We start from the raw sequence: 16,182 nt of genomic DNA, 5'->3' as shown, positions 1-16,182 counted from the left end.
GCGGCGCTCACACCGTCCAGGAGGGTTCGAGCTGCACCACATCGCCCGCGATCGCCTGCACGTCGGCGGCTATCTGGGCCCGCAGCGCCAGCCGTTCCACCCGCTCCGGACGGTACTTGCCGCGCTCGGCCGCCGACTGCCACATCGACAGGACCAGGAACTCCTCGCCCGGCGCCCGCCCGACCATCCCCCGGAGCATGCCGGGCGACCCGGCCATCGCCGGGTTCCACACCTTCTCCTGCATGAGCACGAAGTGATCCACCCGGTCCTCGCGCACCTGGCAGTGCGCCAACCGCAGCACGTCCGCGTCGCCGAAGGCCGGACGGAACCCTACCTTCACGTCGAATTCGTGCTCGAACAGCCGGACTTGCGGGTCCTTGTAGGTGCCGGTCTGGGCGGCGGCCAACCGGTCGTGCGAGCGCGCCATGAAGGAGTCGTAGAACGCCCGGCTCTCCCAGAAGCCGACCAGGTGGGCCACGCCGGGACGGGAACGGCTCCACCCCCCGGCCTGTCCCCGGAAGCCGGGCTCTCCCAGGAGCCCGGCCCATTTCCGCTGCCCCCGTTCGAACCCTCGGCGGTCCACGACGGTGAGGCGAATCCACTTGACCAGCACCGCGCCATCGTACGGCCCGGTGACGACCGGAACCGCTGCCCGCCGGCTTCCTGCCGCCCCGAACTCCCTTACGGACACGCACCGCTGGAGGCCGTCGCGCCCGACCGGCGCCCCACCTCCTCGACGGCGGCCCGCCACCGGCCCTCCCGACAGGCGCGCCCGCTCATCCGCACGCCACCGGAGAGCCCGTTCACCACCCCCGAACACACCGCCCGCGCCGCCTCACACTCGCCACCCACCTCCGGGATGAGACGACGACACGAACACCCCCGGAAGTAAGCCGCCTTGCCACCCCCAGGACACCCTCAGAGCAATACCCTCATCGCACCGAAGACAATGCACTCCATTGCACCGACACATGGCGCCACATTGCACCGAAAACAGTGGGCCCTTTGCGTCGAAGCCACGAACACCCATGGCTGGCCACGGACTTACCGGGCCGACTCCCGCGACCGCGTGGCACGATGGTCGAACACGGGGAAAACCCGGGGAGTTGTCCGCGGAATCGCAGACGGGCTGGGCCACGGGAGCTGACGGAAGGGGACCCGGTGAGCACGTTCAACAAGGGGATTGAGAAGGTCGTGGTGGCACTCGGATGGGATCCCAGCCCCATCGGTGAGCCGGACATCGACCTGGACCTCATCGCGGCGACGTACCCGGCGGACGCGCCGCACGGAGAGCCGGCCTACCTGGTGCACTTCGACAGCCGATCGCCCGACGGGACCATCACGCTCAACCGGGACAGCCGGACCGGCCAGGGATTCGGCGACGACGAGGTCATGACGCTGGAGTTGGAGCGACTGTCCGAGCGCTACGCCCGCGTCGTGGTGGGCGTGGTGATCCAGCAGGCGCACGGCCGCAAGGTCTTCGGCGAGGTCGCCAACACCCTCATCGAGGTACGCGAGGGATACACCAGGCTGGCCCGCAACGACTTCGCCGGCATTCCGGACGCGACCGCGGCGGCCTGCGCCGAGTTCGCGCGGGACGCCTCGGGTGAATGGCGGTTCCAGCCCGTACTACGCGGGTTCGACACCAACCCGGATGAGTTCGCCCGGCTGATGGGCACCTGACGGTCACCTACGGCAGATGTGGAGGGGAGGCGGCGACGAACCGCCTCCCCTCCGACGTTCCACCACCTGCGCACGCGCCCCAGGGGACGCGACCGTACTCGCCCAGCATCCGGGGCGATCACGCTCCGGCGGACGTACGGGCCCAGATCTTCACCGTGGGAGCAGGAGTGAGGATCACGGCAGCGGCCCGTGGAGCGGGCCCACCGGAATATCGCCATCCCGAAATGCCGCGCCCCAGGGTTTCCCACCCACTTCCCACCAGCTTCCCCCTCTCTCCCCGCTCTCCCCGCTCCCCCGCCCCACGCCTCTTCCCGTCCTCTTCTCCCACGCTCCCCAGGGCCCCCGGCATAACCGCTTGCCGCACCGCTCACTCGTGCCCAGGATTACCGCCATGCCTGTTCTCACCGCGCCCGACGGAACCCCACTCGCCTATCACCTCGTCGGGAAAGGCGAGCCGCTGCTCTGCCTTCCCGGTGGCCCGATGCGCGCCTCCGCCTACTTCGGCGATCTGGGCGCAATGGCGGCCCACCGGCAATTGATCCAACTCGATCTCCGCGGCACCGGTGAATCGGGCATTCCCACCGATCCGGCGACCTACCGCTGTGACCGGCAGGTGGACGACGTCGAGGCGCTCCGGGCCCACCTCGGCCTCGAACATGTCGACGTTCTCGCGCACTCCGCGGCCGGCGATCTCGCCCTGCTCTACGCGGCCCGTTTTCCGGCGCGCATCCGCAGCCTCACCCTGGTCACCGGTCGGGCCCGTGCCCTGGGCATCGACTTCACCGAGGCGCATCGGCGGGAAGCGGCCGCCCTGCGGTCCGCCGAACCGTGGTTCCCGGACGCGTACCGCTCCTACGAGGCGGTCTGGGCCGGCACCGCCACGGATGCCGACTGGGACGCCATCGCCCCGTTCTTCTACGGCCGTTGGGACGCGGCGGCCAAGGAACACGCCGCGTCGGAGGTGGCGCAGACCAACGAAGAGGCCGCGGAGCGGTACGCGTCCGCCGGCGCCTTCGACCCGGCCACGGCGCGGGCCGCCCTGGCCTCGCTGGATGCGCCGGTACTGCTGCTCGCGGGCGAACGGGACAGCGGCCCGCTGCCCCGGGTCGCCGCGGAGATCGCCACGCTGCTGCCCGGCGCCACGCTGACCGTCCAGCCGGGCGCCGGCCACTTCCCGTGGCTGGACGACCCGGAGGATTTCACCCGGACCATCGCGGACTTCCTCCCCTAGGTCGTGTCCGCCCCCGACGCGACAGGGCGGTGGAGCCGGGTCTCCCCGTACTCCACCGCCCTGGTCAGCTCAGGCCCACCGGCCGATCACCGGCCGTCGCCCCCTCGGGGCGCCGGGCTCAGCTGCAACCGCTGGTCGAACCGCAGCCCTCGCAGAGGTAGCAACTGCCGGCCCGCTGCATCTTGGTGCCGCAGGAGAAGCACAGCGGCGCATCGGCGTTGATGCCCAGCTGCATCTCCACCAGCTCGGCGTTGGTGTGCGCCTGCTTGGGAGCCGGCGCGGCGGTCTCCTCGACGGCCTTGATCGCCGGGGCCGGGTCCTTGGCCGTGTCGGTCTGCCGGGGCGCGGACTGGGCCAGGCCCTCCACGTCGACCTCGTCCTCGGGCAGCTCGTAGGAGCCGGTCTCCAGGTGGCGCTGACGCTCCTCGACGGAGTGGATGCCGAGGGCCGAGCGGGTCTCGAACGGCAGGAAGTCCAGCGCCAGGCGGCGGAAGATGTAGTCGACGATCGACTGCGCCATCCGCACGTCCGGGTCGTCGGTCATACCGGCCGGCTCGAAGCGCATGTTGACGAACTTCGAGACGTAGGTCTCCAGCGGCACGCCGTACTGGAGGCCGACCGACACCGCGATGGAGAAGGCGTCCATCATGCCCGCGAGGGTCGAGCCCTGCTTGGACATCTTCAGGAAGACCTCGCCGAGACCGTCGTCCGGGTAGGAGTTGGCGGTCATGTAGCCCTCGGCGCCGCCGACGGTGAAGGAGGTGGTGATCCCCGGGCGGCCCTTGGGCAGACGCTTGCGGACCGGGCGGTACTCGACGACCTTCTTCTCCGCGGTCTTCGCGGCGGCCTCGGGCTTCTTCTCCTCCTCCTTCTTCTTGGCGGAGAGCGGCTGACCGACCTTGCAGTTGTCGCGGTAGATCGCGAGCGCCTTCAGGCCGAGCTTCCAGCCCTGGAAGTAGACGTCCTCGATCTCCTCGACGGTGGCCGACTCCGGGACGTTGACCGTCTTGGAGATCGCGCCGGAGAGGAACGGCTGGGCCGCGGCCATCATGCGGACGTGGCCCATCGGGGAGATGGCACGCTCGCCCATGGCGCAGTCGAAGACCTCGTAGTGCTCCGGCTTGAGGCCGGGGGCGTCGACGACATTGCCGTGGTCGGCGATGTGGGCGACGATCGCCTCGACCTGCTCGGGCTGGTAGCCGAGCCGCTTGAGCGCCTTGGGGACCGTGTTGTTCACGATCTGCATGGAGCCGCCGCCGACCAGCTTCTTGAACTTGACGAGCGCCAGGTCCGGCTCGACGCCGGTGGTGTCGCAGTCCATCATCAGGCCGATGGTGCCGGTCGGGGCCAGCACCGACGCCTGGGCGTTGCGGAAGCCGTTCTTCTCGCCGAGGCGCAGCACGTCCTGCCAGGCTTCGGTGGCCGCGGCCCAGACCGGGGTGTCCAGGTCGTCCATGCGCACCGCGCTGCCGTTGGCGTCGGAGTGCTGCTTCATGACGCGCTTGTGGGCGTCGGCGTTGCGGGCGTAGCCGTCGTACGGGCCGACGACCGCGGCCAGCTCGGCGGAGCGCTTGTAGGAGGTGCCGGTCATCAGCGAGGTGATGGCACCGGCCAGGGCGCGGCCGCCGTCGGAGTCGTAGGCGTGGCCGGTGGCCATCAGCAGCGCGCCGAGGTTGGCGTAGCCGATGCCCAGCTGGCGGAAGGCGCGGGTGGTCTCGCCGATCTTCTCGGTGGGGAAGTCCGCGAAGCAGATCGAGATGTCCATGGCCGTGATGACCAGCTCGACGACCTTGGCGAACCGCACGGCGTCGAAGGACTGGTTGCCCTGGTCGTCGTCGTTGAGGAACTTCAGGAGGTTGAGCGAGGCGAGGTTGCACGAGGAGTTGTCCAGGTGCATGTACTCGCTGCACGGGTTGGACGCGGTGATGCGACCGGTCTCCGGCGAGGTGTGCCAGTGGTTGATGGTGTCGTCGTACTGGATGCCGGGGTCGGCGCAGGCCCAGGCGGCCTCGGCCATCTTGCGGAACAGGCCCTTGGCGTCGACCTCCTCGATGATCTCGCCGTTCAGCCGGCCGCGCAGGCCGAACTTCGCGCCGGACTCCACGGCCTTCATGAACTCGTCGTTCACGCGGACCGAGTTGTTGGCGTTCTGGTACTGGACGGACGTGATGTCGTCGCCGCCCAGGTCCATGTCGAAGCCCGCGTCGCGCAGCGCGCGGATCTTCTCCTCTTCCTTGACCTTGGTCTCGATGAACGCCTCGACGTCGGGGTGGTCGACGTCCAGGACGACCATCTTGGCCGCGCGGCGGGTGGCGCCACCGGACTTGATGGTGCCGGCGGAGGCGTCGGCGCCGCGCATGAAGGAGACCGGGCCGGAGGCGTTGCCGCCGGAGGAGAGCAGCTCCTTGGAGGAGCGGATGCGGGAGAGGTTCAGGCCGGCGCCGGAGCCGCCCTTGAAGATCATCCCCTCTTCCTTGTACCAGTCCAGGATCGACTCCATGGAGTCGTCCACGGAGAGGATGAAGCAGGCGCTGACCTGCTGCGGCTGCTGGGTGCCGACGTTGAACCACACCGGGGAGTTGAAGCTGAAGACCTGGTGGAGCAGGGCGTAGGCCAGCTCGTGCTCGAAGATCTCGGCGTCGGCCGGGGTGGCGAAGTAACCGTTCTCCTCGCCGCTCTTGCGGTAGGTCTTGACCACGCGGTCGATGAGCTGCTTGAGGCTCGACTCGCGGGCCGGGGAGCCCACCGCGCCGCGGAAGTACTTGCTCGTGACGATGTTGACCGCGTTCACCGACCAGGAGTCGGGGAACTCGACGCCACGCTGCTCGAAGTTGACCGAGCCGTCGCGCCAGTTGGTCATGACGACGTCACGGCGCGCCCACACGACCTCGTCGTACGGATGCACGCCGGGGGTGGTGTGGATGCGCTCGATACGCAGACCCTTGCCAGCCTTGCTGCCCTTGGCGCGGGAGCCTCGTGCCGGGCCGCTCGTCGTCTCTGTCATTCCGCCTCCCTGTACGGGCAAACGCCCATATGTGCACACAAATTCCGTGGCACGGTGTATGTCTTCCCGCACCGGGGCGCCCTGCTCTCGCCCCGACCCGGGTCTGGAAGTGCGCGCCGAACTCAGTCGGCGGCGGTGGCGGGCACGGGAACGGCCGGCTCGCCGGCCTCCTCGTTGCTCCCGCCGTGCGCGGGCGGCCCCTGCTCGCGCTGCTCCCGCAGCTCGGCGATGGCCGCCTCGAAGTCCTCAAGTGAGTCGAACGCCCGATAGACGGACGCGAAGCGCAGGTACGCGACGAGGTCGAGTTCCTGCAGCGGGCCCAGTATGGCGAGCCCGACGTCATGGGTGGTCAGCTCGGCGCTGCCGGTGGCGCGCACCGCCTCCTCGACCCGCTGGCCGAGCTTGGCGAGGGCGTCCTCGGTGACCGGACGCCCCTGGCACGCCTTGCGCACCCCCGCGATGACCTTGGTGCGACTGAAGGGCTCGGTGACCCCGCTCCGCTTGATCACCATGAGTGACGCCGTTTCGACGGTGGTGAAGCGGCGGGAGCAGTCAGGGCACTGGCGGCGCCGGCGGATCGACGTCCCGTCGTCCGTGGTGCGGCTGTCGACGACCCGACTGTCCGGGTGCCTGCAGAAGGGGCAGTGCATGGCTCCACCCTCCTCACCCTCGAAAACGGACGCACGCCAAGGGAACCGGCGTACGGCGACGGAACCTCCGGCCGGTCCGTACGGGCCCTTCGGAGCAGCCACAAGCATAGGCGATCCGTGGGGTCCGACTGACCCGGCACCACAACTTATAGGCGGCCGAACGCATCTAAGCACTAGATGTGGTGTCGGGGTGCTTATATCTGCCTACCGCGTGTCGCCAGGAACGCGCCGGCGCGCAGCGCCGTCTCCTGGGGGTGGAGGTCGGGCGACGGGAGGGACGGCGGGCCGTCCAAGAGGGTACGGGAAGCCACCCGGCGCGGGGGCCGGAGGGGCGGGGATGACACAATCGGCCACGTCGCGGCGCTCCTCCCCCGCGGCACCGTCCCACGCTTTTCGGGACGGGTTCCGGCCGGCATTTCGGACAGGAATCCGGGGCAGGACGTCCCGGAGGCCCGAATTGCCATTCGGCCATACACCGCGGCACTTGATCAGGTCAGCCAATCGCGGAATTTTTCACTCGAACGTGTGTTTGGCGCAACCTTTCGAAAGCAACTACCGTTGGCTAACTAGGGAGAACATTTCGAGAGGGGCCGACGTGACCACCACCGCAGACAGCGCGACCATCACCGCACAAAGCCACTCCCAGAGCCGATTCGAGCAACCGCAAAGGGCACCGCGGACGATGGAAGACACCACGTCGGACTCCGAAGAGCACAAGCCGACCCGTTCGCTGCCGGGGCGCCCCCCGGGCATTCGCGCCGACAGTTCCGGGCTCACCGACCGCCAGCGCCGGGTGATCGAAGTGATCCGGGATTCGGTGCAGCGGCGCGGATATCCCCCGTCCATGCGGGAGATCGGCCAGGCCGTCGGGCTCTCCAGCACCTCCTCCGTCGCCCACCAGCTGATGGCCCTGGAGCGGAAGGGCTTCCTGCGCCGCGACCCGCACCGCCCGCGGGCGTACGAGGTCCGCGCCTCGGACCAGCCGACGAGCGCGGCGACGGAGACCGCCGGCAAGCCCGCCGCGTCCTACGTGCCGCTGGTCGGCCGGATCGCGGCCGGCGGCCCGATCCTTGCCGAGGAGTCCGTCGAGGACGTCTTCCCCCTGCCCCGTCAGCTGGTCGGCGACGGCGAGCTGTTCGTGCTGAAGGTCGTGGGCGACTCCATGATCGAGGCGGCGATCTGCGACGGCGACTGGGTCACCGTCCGCCGCCAGCCGGTCGCCGAGAACGGCGACATCGTCGCCGCCATGCTCGACGGCGAGGCGACCGTCAAGCGCTTCAAGCGCGAGGACGGCCACGTATGGCTGCTGCCGCACAATGCCGCGTACCAGCCCATCCCCGGCGACGAGGCGACCATCCTCGGCAAGGTGGTGGCGGTGCTGCGCCGGGTCTGACCGCGCCCCCACGACCGAGCCCCGGGACGGAACCACTGCGCCGGTTCCGTCCCGGGGCTCTGCGCTGTCCGGGCGGGCACCGCTCCCCGGCTACTCCCCCGCCGTCTCCCTGGCCGCCTTGTCGATGGCGGCCAACGAGCGGCGGACCTGATTGCGGTCGGTGGTGTACCAGAAGTCCGGCATGGACTTGCGGAGGAAGGAGCCGTAGCGGGCCCGCTCCACGCGCGGGTCCAGCACCGCGACCACGCCGCGGTCGCCGGTGGCCCGGACCAGGCGGCCCGCCCCCTGCGCCATCAGCAGCGCGGCATGTGTCGCCGCGACCGCCATGAAGCCGTTGCCGCCGGCCTCCTCCACGGCCTTCTGCCGGGCGCTCATCAGCGGATCGTCCGGCCGCGGGAAGGGCACCCGGTCCATGACCACCAGCTGACAGTTCGGGCCCGGGACGTCCACGCCCTGCCACAGCGACAGGGTGCCGAACAGGCACGTCCGGGCGTCCGCGGCGAACGTCCGGATCAGCTCGCCGAGGGTCTCCTCGCCCTGGAGGAGGATCGGCATGTCGAGCCGGCCGCGCATCGCCTCCGCCGCGGCCTGGGCGCCCCGCATCGACGAGAACAGCCCCAGCGTCCGGCCGCCGGCCGCCTCGATGAGCTCCGCCAGCTCGTCGAGCATGTCGGTGCGGCTGCCCTCCCGACCCGGCTGGGCGAGGTGCTTGGCGACGTAGAGGATGCCCTGCTTGCCGTAGTCGAACGGCGATCCGACGTCCAGGCCCTTCCAGACCGGCTCGTCCTCGCCCGCGGTGCCCTCCGGGCCCAGGCCCAGCGAGGCGGCCACGCCGTTGAAGTCGCCGCCCAGCTTGAGCGTGGCGGAGGTCAGCACCACGGAGCGGTCGGTGAAGAGCTTCTCCCGCAGCAGACCGGAGACCGACAGCGGCGCCACCCGCAACGACGCCCCGCTGAAGCGGGGTACGGCTCCGCCGCGGGGCTCATGGCGCTCGTACCAGACCACGTCGTACTCGGAGCCGTTCGCGATCCGCTCGGCGACGTCGTGGACGTTCTCCACCGCGGCCAGGGCCTGCTTGCGGACCGCGTCCTCGTCCTGGACGGACTTGTCGCGGGTCGAGCCGAGCGCGACGATCACCGTGCGGGCCGCGTCCCGCAGCGCCATCAGGCAGTACGCCAGCTCCTCGGGGATCTCCTCCAGGCGGCCGGGCAGCGCCAGCTCCATCAGCCGCTCGAAGGTCTCGGCGGCGGTCTGGAGCTGATCGGCGGCCTTCTCGTCGACCAGCTTGGCGGCGCGCCGTACGGCGCGGTTGACCTGGCCGGGGGTGAGTTCGCCGGTGGCCACGCCGGTGACCCGGGAGACCAGCTCATGGCCCTCGTCGATGATCAGGACCTCGTGCTGCGGCAGGACCGGGGCGCCCTCGATGGCGTCGATCGCCAGCAGCGCGTGGTTGGTGATCACCACATCGGCGAGCTTGGCCCGCTCCCGGGCCGCCTCGGCGAAGCACTCCGCGCCGTACGCGCACTTCGAGGCGCCCAGGCACTCCCGGGAGGAGACCGAGACCTGGCCCCAGGCGCGGTCCGAGACGCCGGGGGAAAGATCGTCGCGGTCGCCGGTCTCGGTCTCGTCCGCCCAGTCGCGCAGCCGCAGCAGGTCCTTGCCCAGCTTGCTGGTCGGCGTCGCCTGCTCGAAGACGTCGAAGAGGCCGTCCTCCTCGTCCTGCGGGGCGCCCTCGTGGAGGCGGTGCAGGCAGAGGTAATTGGAGCGGCCCTTGAGCATCGCGAACTGCGGCCGGCGGCGCAGCTGCGGATGCAGCGCCTCGACCGTCCGCGGCAGATCGCGCTCGACGAGCTGGCGCTGGAGGGCGAGGGTGGCCGTGGCGACCACCACCCTCTCGCCGTGGGCCAGCGCCGGCACCAGATAGCCGAGGGATTTTCCGGTGCCGGTGCCGGCCTGCACCAGCAGATGGGCCTGGTCGTCCACGGCCTCGGCGACGGCCTCGGCCATGGCCACCTGGCCGGGCCGCTCGGTGCCGCCGACGGCGGAGACGGCGGCGTGGAGCAGATCGGGGAGAGAGGGCTTCGTCATAGCGCTTGCAAGCCTACGCGGGACCACCGACAGCGCGGGGCGATCACGGGGCGGGCAGCGATCACGGTGCGTACAGGGGGTTGGGGACGGTGCCGTGCACGGCGGCGTGCGGGCGGTCGCGACGGTCGCGGTAACCGTCCACATGCAGCCGGTTGCGGTTCAGACAGAGCCGCTCGATCTTCGGGGTGAGCAGGTCGAAGGTCTCCTGCCGCTCCTTGAGGTGCGGGAACCGCTCGTGGTGGCGCAGGATCTCCGCCCGGACGAGTGACCAGAACTCTCCTTCGGGGACGCCGAGTTGCTCCTCGCACAGCGGCGCCAGATAGCGGAAGACGCCGACGAACAGGCCGGAGTGGATGAACTGGGTGAGAAACGCCGGGGGTTCGGTCAGCAGCACCGCCCGGACGTCGTCCGGCATGGTGTCCTGCTCGGGCAGCGGCTGGGCGCTGGTGTTGACATCGTCGACGAAGTCCTTCATGGCCAGCCGGGTGGGGACGTCGTCCTCGTCGAAGACCACGATGGCGTTCTCGCCGTGCGGGGAGAAGACCGTGCCGTACTGGTAGAGGAAGTGCAGCAGGGGCGGCAGCAGCGCGCCGAACAGCCGGGCCAACCAGTCCCGCGGGTCCAGGCCGGAGCGGTGCACCAGCTCCGCGGTCAGGGCGCGGCCGGCGGGGTCGGTCTGCAGCAGGGAGGCCAGGGTGCGGGCCCGCTCCCCCGGGTCGAGCCGGCCGGCGAGCGGCTCCCGCCAGATGCAGCCGAGCAGTTCCTTGTACTGGTAGGGGACGCCGGGCAACCGGTCGTAGAGGGGGTGCTCGACGGTGACCGAGGCGGTCTCGCCGAGCAGGATCACCCGGGTCTCGTCGCGCAGATACGTATCGCCGTCGCGCAGGCCGTGCACCCAGGCGGTGACGGCGGGGGCGGCCAGGGTCCGCTCGGTGGGCAGGCCGCGCCAGACCAGGGTGTTGAGGATGGACAGCGGCAGCTTGACGGTGCGCGCCCGGGGGCGGGTGAGGTTGAGGAAGGTGCGGATCGACTGCTGCGGGAGCCGCAGGTCGTTGTCGCTGGGCAGCGGGACGAGGGATCCGTCGGCGAGTTGCGGGGCGAAGAGCGGGGCGATGGTCTCGTCCCACTGCCAGGGGTGCACGGGGAGGTAGAGGTAGTCGGCCGGGTCACGGCCGGCGTCGGTCAGGGTGGCGGCGAAGGCGCGCCGGGTGGCCGGGGCGAGTTCCTCGCCGTAGAGGCGGTCGGGGGTGGCCAGGGCGGGGACGCCGCGGTAGTGGGCGAGGCGACGGTGCGCGGCGAGCCAGGGCAGCCGCTGCGGGGTGCGGGCCTCGGGGGCCCAGGTCTCGGCGTCGGCGGCGGAGAAGCCGAGGCGGCCCTTGTTGGCGACGAGCCAGGGGTGGCCGGTCTGGTGGCCTTCGAGGGCGGCGTAGTCCAGGTCGGCGAGTTCCGCGGCGCTGAGCGCGGTGGCGTCCAGGCGGGTGTCGGCGGCGAGGGTGGCGGTCAGCTCGCGGATGAGGTGGCCGGTGGTGTCGCCGGACAGGCTCAGGACGGTGTCGTGGGCGTGGGTGAGGAAGCGCAGCGGATCGGCGTGCGGGGCGATCGAGTGGGGGTCGACGCGCCAGTGCCCGTAGGCGCTTCTGCGGGCGGTGAAGCGGTAGGTGAGGTCGTCGGTGACCCGTAGGCGGTAGCGGGGGCTGCCGTCGGGAGCGGTGCCGTCGGGTTCGGGGACGAGGATCTCCTCGTAGGCGAACTCCGCGAGGGTCTTGGCGAAGAGCCGGCGGGCGGCGCGCTGCCAGGCGTCGTGCGACGGGGTGTGCCCGGTCGTGGCGGACGGGGCACGGCGGTCGGCGGGAGCTGAGGCGGCGGGAGCGGAGGGACGGGACACAGGAGACAAGGTGGGACTCCTCGGGACGGGACCGGACCGGCACGTGCGGGGGACAACCGGGCCGGCGGGATGGATGGCGGACCGGGCCGGGGCCGTCGACGGACGGCCCCGGGGTCAGAGCAGGTGGCGGTGGGCGCGGTCGCGGATCATCAACGCCGCGCGTTTCTCGGGGAGTTCGATCTCCTCGGCGTAGCGGAAGCCGGCGCTCAGGAACGCCGCCACGGAGCCGGTGTTGCACAGGTCCGGTTCGGCGAGGACGCGCCCGCACCGCGGGCGGTGGTCGAGGACGAGGTCGGCGGTGGCGCGCAGCAGCGTCGTGCCGAGGCCGCGGCCGCGGTCGCCGGTGCCGCCGATGAGCAGGTGGATGCCGGTGTCGTGGGGGCGGGCCCGGTAGTAGCGGGCGATCCGGTCCAGATCGGCGCGGTAGATCTCCCAGTAGCTCATCGGGACGCCGTCCAGCACGCCCAGGCACGGCACGCTGCGGCCGTCGCCGTCCAGTTGGGGGCGCAGATGGGCGGCGGCGGTCTCCGGGGGGCCGGCCAGTTCCCAGAAGGCGGCGACAGCCGGATCGTTCATCCAGGCGACGATGCGGTCCAGATCGCGGTCGAGGTCCACCGGGACGAGGGCGAACGTCCCGGCGGGAGTGTCGGCCGGTGGCCAGCCGGCCAGGTCGTCCAGCAACGGGCCCGCGGCCGGGGTGGGGGCTGCGGGCGGCGCCGCGCCGGGGTGGGGCGCGAGCCGGTCGCCGAAGGTGTCGTCCGGCGCGGTGGTGGGGCCGGAATCGGTGGGTGGCACGTGACGCTCTCCTGTGGGGCTGGGGGACAGCAGGGCCTAGAGCGCGAGCGGATTGGACAGGGTGACGTAGACGGACTGGGTGTCGACCGGGCCGACCAGTTCGTCCAGGCCGTGCAGCCTGGTCGCGAGGTTGGCCTTGCAGCGCAGGGTGCGGGCGGAGAGCAGTCGCTCCGGCAGGGTGGAGCGGTGCGCCCGGGGCGCGGCGGCGGCATCGACGAGGAACCGTCGGAAGGCGGCGAGCAGCACCTCCTCGCGGATCAGGCGGGCCGCGCCGAACGCCCCGATGAGGCCGAGGACGTTGTTGATGCCGAGGTAGTAGGCGAACCGCTCGTCGGTGACGTCGTCGGCGACGAAGGTGTCGCTGGCGGTGCCGATGCCGGGCAGCCGGCTCTCCAGTTCGGCGCGGCGGGAGGTCCGGAAGTAGTAGCCCTGGTTGTCGCGGTAGCGGCCGCCGGCCGGCCAGCCGTCGGCGTCCAGCAGGACGAGGGTGTTCTGCTGGTGGGCCTCCAGGGCGACGCCGGCCGTCCCGTCGAGCCACAGGACGGGCCGGACCACCGCTTCGAGGTAGCGCAGGAACCACTCCGTGGCCACCGCGCCGGCCGGCCGCCCGGTGCGGGCGCTGAGCGCGCCGACCACGCTCTCCAGGCGGGAGCGCATCGCGCCGTGGCCGGGCCAGGGGCGGGGCGCGGTGAGTCCGGCGATGCAGACGGCGTCGTCGGCGGGGCCGAAGGGCTGGTGGCGGATGACCACGTCGAGGCCCTGGACGGGGGTGCCGTCCGGCCCGTCGACGGCGAGGTAGGCGGGGTCGCGGACGATGTCGAAGCCGGGGGTGCCGGGGAAGGCGGCCCGCCACTGCGCGGCCAGGCCGGTGCGCAGCAGCCGGTGGACCTCGACGCCGCGGATCAGCTCCTTGCGGAGGTTCTCCCGGCGGGAGTTGGTGATCCGCAGGCCCAGGGAGAGCTTGAGCATGGCGGGCGCCCCGGGGCGGCAGACCGTGCGGACGGAGGAGGTGGGGTACCAGCGGGGGCCGTACGGGCCGAGGTCGTGCAGCAGTCCGGCGTCGCGCAGCGCGGCGGTCTCCGGGCGGGTGGCGAGGTCGCGGGCCTGCCAGGGGTGGAGCGGCAGGGGCACCGTGCCGTCGGGGAGCGGCAGGCCCTCGCCGGCCAGTTCGGCGGTGAGTTGCCCCGCCGGCACCGTGCGGCCGCGCTCGGTCCAGGCGGAGTCGGCGGCGACCGCGTCGGGGTGGACGGCCACCCAGTGCAGCGGGAAGGCGCCGCGGAGTTCGGGCGAGTAGGCGACGGTCTCGGCGTCGGTGAGGCCCTCGCGGCTCTTGGGCGTGGGGTGCAGGGGGTGGCCCAGGAGGAGCGACTGCTCGGCTTCGAGGAAACGGGAGCCCTGTTCCTCGGCGGGGCGGGCGCGCCGGTCGGCGATGAACAGGGCGGTGGTGCGCACGGAGTTGGCGACCCGGCCGACGAGTTCGGCGCCGTCGCCGTCCGGGGCCTGCGGGGCGTCGTCCGCGGCGGGCGGTTCGTCGCCGTCGGCGACCCGGTGTTCGCCGCCGTCCGAGGCGCGCCGGTCACCGCCGTGCGCGGCCTCGCGGCGCAGCAGGGCGGCGAGGGTGACGGCGTCCAGCGGGGCCGAGCCGGGCGGGGTGCCCTCCAGGGTGGGGGCACCCAGGCGGTGCCAGCCGGTGGGTGACCAGTAGCGGACCGGGATGTGCAGGGCGGTGGCGCTGGCGTGCAGCGGGAGGCGCAGCCGGCCGCCGGCCGGGCGGGCGGTGCCGTGCTCGCGCAGCCAGCAGCGGAGGAGGTTCTCGATGCCGGCGGCGTCGGCGGCGACGGCCGGGTCCGGGTGGTCCAGGGGGTCGGCGTCGGGGTGGCGCACGGGGTCGTGCGCGCCGGGGACGCGGCGGCCGGCGGCCGGGGTCTGCTGGTGGCAGGTGTCGTCGCCGGGGCGGCGCTGCTGGCGCGGGACGGACGGCTCGATGAGGCCGGCCCCCTGGTGCGGGAGGGGGAGCCGTTCGGCCGCGTGGGCGGCGTCGGGGCCGGGGCGTTCGTTCATGCGGGGGTGCCTCGCAGTGTCGTGGGGGACGAGCCCGTGGGCCCGGGGGCGGTGCGGACGGCCGCCGCGATGGCGTCGGCGAGGCGGTCGAGGACCGCGTCCGCCTGTTCGTCGGTGAGGGTCAGGGGCGGCAGCAGCCGGACGACGGCTGAGTGCCGGCCACCGAGTTCGACGATCAGGCCGCGGTCCAGGCACGCCTGTTGGACGGCGGCGGCCAGCGCCGGGTCGGCGGGGCGGGCACCCAGCGGGTCGGCGTCGGCGTCGCGGTCGACGATCTCGATGCCGAGCATCAGACCGCGGCCGCGGACGTCGCCGATGCAGTCATGGGCGGCGGCGAGCTCGCGGAGCCGGGTGAGCATCGTGGCGCCGAGCTCCGCGGCGCGGCCGGCGAGGCCGTTGCGGCGGACGTAGGCGAGGGTGGCGGTGCCGGCGGCCATGGCGAGTTGGTTGCCGCGGAAGGTGCCGGCGTGCGCGCCGGGGCGCCAGGCGTCCAGCTCCTCGCGGTAGACGATGACCGCGAGCGGGAGGCTGCCGCCGATCGCCTTGGACAGGACGAGGACGTCGGGGACGATGCCGCTCTGTTCGACGGCCCAGAAGGTGCCGGTGCGGCCGACGCCGGTCTGCACCTCGTCGACGATGAGCGGGATGCCGCGGGCGGTGGTGAGCTCCCGCATCCGGCGCAGCCAGTCGGCCGGGGCGGGGATCACGCCGCCCTCGCCCTGGACCGGTTCGAGGATCATCCCGGCGGGCCGGGGCACCCCGCCCTTGGGGTCGTCGAGGAGGTTCTCGGTCCAGCGCGCGGAGAGTTCGGCGCCGCGCTCGCCGCCGACGCCGAAGGGGCAGCGGTAGGCGTAGGGGTAGGGCAGCCGGGTCACGCCGATGTGCCGGGCGCCCCCGGAGGCGGCCAGGGCGTCCGCGGTCATGCCGTGGTAGGCGCCGGAGAACGCGGCCAGGCCGTCCCGGCCGGTGGCGGTGCGGACGAGGGTGAAGGCGGCCTCGACGGCGTCGGTGCCGGCCGGGCCGCAGAACTGGATCCTGCCCTTTTCGGCCAACTCCTCGGGCAGGGAGGCGAAGAGTTCCGTGGTGAAGGCGTCCTTGACCGGGGTGGCGAGGTCGAGGATGTGCAGCGGTGCACCGGAGTCGAGGACGGTACGGATGGCTTCCAGGACCACGGGGTGGTTGTGGCCCAGCGCCAGGGTGCCGGCACCGGAGAGGCAGTCGAGATAGCGCCGGCCGTCGGCGCCCTCGATGGTCAGCCCGCGGGCGCGCACCGGGACGATCGGCAGCGAGCGCGCATACGTACGGGCGGCGGACTCACGCAGGGCCTGGCGGCGCAGGATTCCCTCGTGGGCCGGCGGCGCGGCCGCCGGCACGGTTTCGGTCAACGCCACG

The 16,182-nt window shown here is 72.2% G+C and carries 11 protein-coding genes; 3 read left to right on the top strand and 8 right to left on the bottom strand.

Annotated elements, in window-relative coordinates; all coding sequences use genetic code 11:
- Positions 1-7 precede the first annotated feature (7 nt).
- Positions 8-613: a YdbC family protein gene (locus tag JNO44_RS30805; protein WP_073449271.1), complete on the bottom strand. Its 606-nt coding sequence runs from the start codon at positions 611-613 to the stop codon at positions 8-10.
- A 548-nt stretch (positions 614-1,161) separates the two neighbouring features.
- Between JNO44_RS30805 and JNO44_RS30800 the strand changes: the two genes are divergently transcribed.
- Both JNO44_RS30800 and JNO44_RS30795 read left to right on the top strand, forming a co-directional pair.
- Positions 1,162-1,683: a TerD family protein gene (locus JNO44_RS30800; RefSeq protein WP_205366954.1), complete on the top strand. Its 522-nt coding sequence runs from the start codon at positions 1,162-1,164 to the stop codon at positions 1,681-1,683.
- Between the two features lie 391 nt (positions 1,684-2,074).
- Positions 2,075-2,914, top strand: a complete 840-nt coding sequence (locus JNO44_RS30795) for an alpha/beta fold hydrolase (RefSeq protein ID WP_205366953.1) — start codon at positions 2,075-2,077, stop codon at positions 2,912-2,914.
- 118 nt (positions 2,915-3,032) lie between these two features.
- Here the strand turns inward: JNO44_RS30795 and JNO44_RS30790 are convergent, their stop codons facing one another.
- Positions 3,033-5,918: a vitamin B12-dependent ribonucleotide reductase gene (locus tag JNO44_RS30790; RefSeq protein ID WP_205366952.1), complete on the bottom strand. Its 2,886-nt coding sequence runs from the start codon at positions 5,916-5,918 to the stop codon at positions 3,033-3,035.
- A 122-nt stretch (positions 5,919-6,040) separates the two neighbouring features.
- Complete coding sequence (gene nrdR / locus JNO44_RS30785; protein WP_039632105.1) at positions 6,041-6,568, bottom strand: transcriptional regulator NrdR; 528 nt, start codon at positions 6,566-6,568, stop codon at positions 6,041-6,043.
- Positions 6,569-7,163: 595 nt separating this feature from the next.
- On the opposite strand from nrdR, the gene lexA reads away from it, so the two are divergent.
- Positions 7,164-7,961, top strand: a complete 798-nt coding sequence (lexA, locus tag JNO44_RS30780) for a transcriptional repressor LexA (RefSeq protein WP_073449226.1) — start codon at positions 7,164-7,166, stop codon at positions 7,959-7,961.
- Between the two features lie 90 nt (positions 7,962-8,051).
- Here lexA and JNO44_RS30775 read toward each other — a convergent pair whose 3' ends face one another.
- The 5 genes from JNO44_RS30775 to JNO44_RS30755 form a co-directional block, all read right to left on the bottom strand.
- Positions 8,052-10,049 carry an ATP-dependent DNA helicase gene (locus tag JNO44_RS30775; RefSeq protein ID WP_205366951.1) on the bottom strand — a complete coding sequence of 666 codons (1,998 nt, stop codon included), beginning with the start codon at positions 10,047-10,049 and terminating at the stop codon, positions 8,052-8,054.
- A 61-nt stretch (positions 10,050-10,110) separates the two neighbouring features.
- Positions 10,111-11,934, bottom strand: a complete 1,824-nt coding sequence (locus JNO44_RS30770; RefSeq protein ID WP_420882763.1) for an IucA/IucC family protein — start codon at positions 11,932-11,934, stop codon at positions 10,111-10,113.
- A gap of 114 nt (positions 11,935-12,048) precedes the next feature.
- On the bottom strand, positions 12,049-12,729 hold the full coding sequence (locus JNO44_RS30765; RefSeq protein WP_205366949.1) for a GNAT family N-acetyltransferase: 681 nt from the start codon (positions 12,727-12,729) through the stop codon (positions 12,049-12,051).
- A gap of 36 nt (positions 12,730-12,765) precedes the next feature.
- Positions 12,766-14,790 (bottom strand): IucA/IucC family protein, encoded by a 2,025-nt coding sequence (locus JNO44_RS30760; RefSeq protein ID WP_205366948.1) that lies wholly within the window; start codon positions 14,788-14,790, stop codon positions 12,766-12,768.
- Positions 14,787-16,181 (bottom strand): diaminobutyrate--2-oxoglutarate transaminase family protein, encoded by a 1,395-nt coding sequence (locus tag JNO44_RS30755; protein ID WP_205366947.1) that lies wholly within the window; start codon positions 16,179-16,181, stop codon positions 14,787-14,789. The genes JNO44_RS30760 and JNO44_RS30755 overlap by 4 nt, the downstream gene beginning before the upstream one ends.
- Position 16,182: the final 1 nt, after the last annotated feature.

It is taken from the genome of Streptomyces noursei (assembly GCF_016917755.1).
Classification (GTDB): Bacteria; Actinomycetota; Actinomycetes; order Streptomycetales; family Streptomycetaceae; genus Streptomyces; species Streptomyces yunnanensis.
This window is presented reverse-complemented; position numbering and strand designations above follow the sequence as displayed.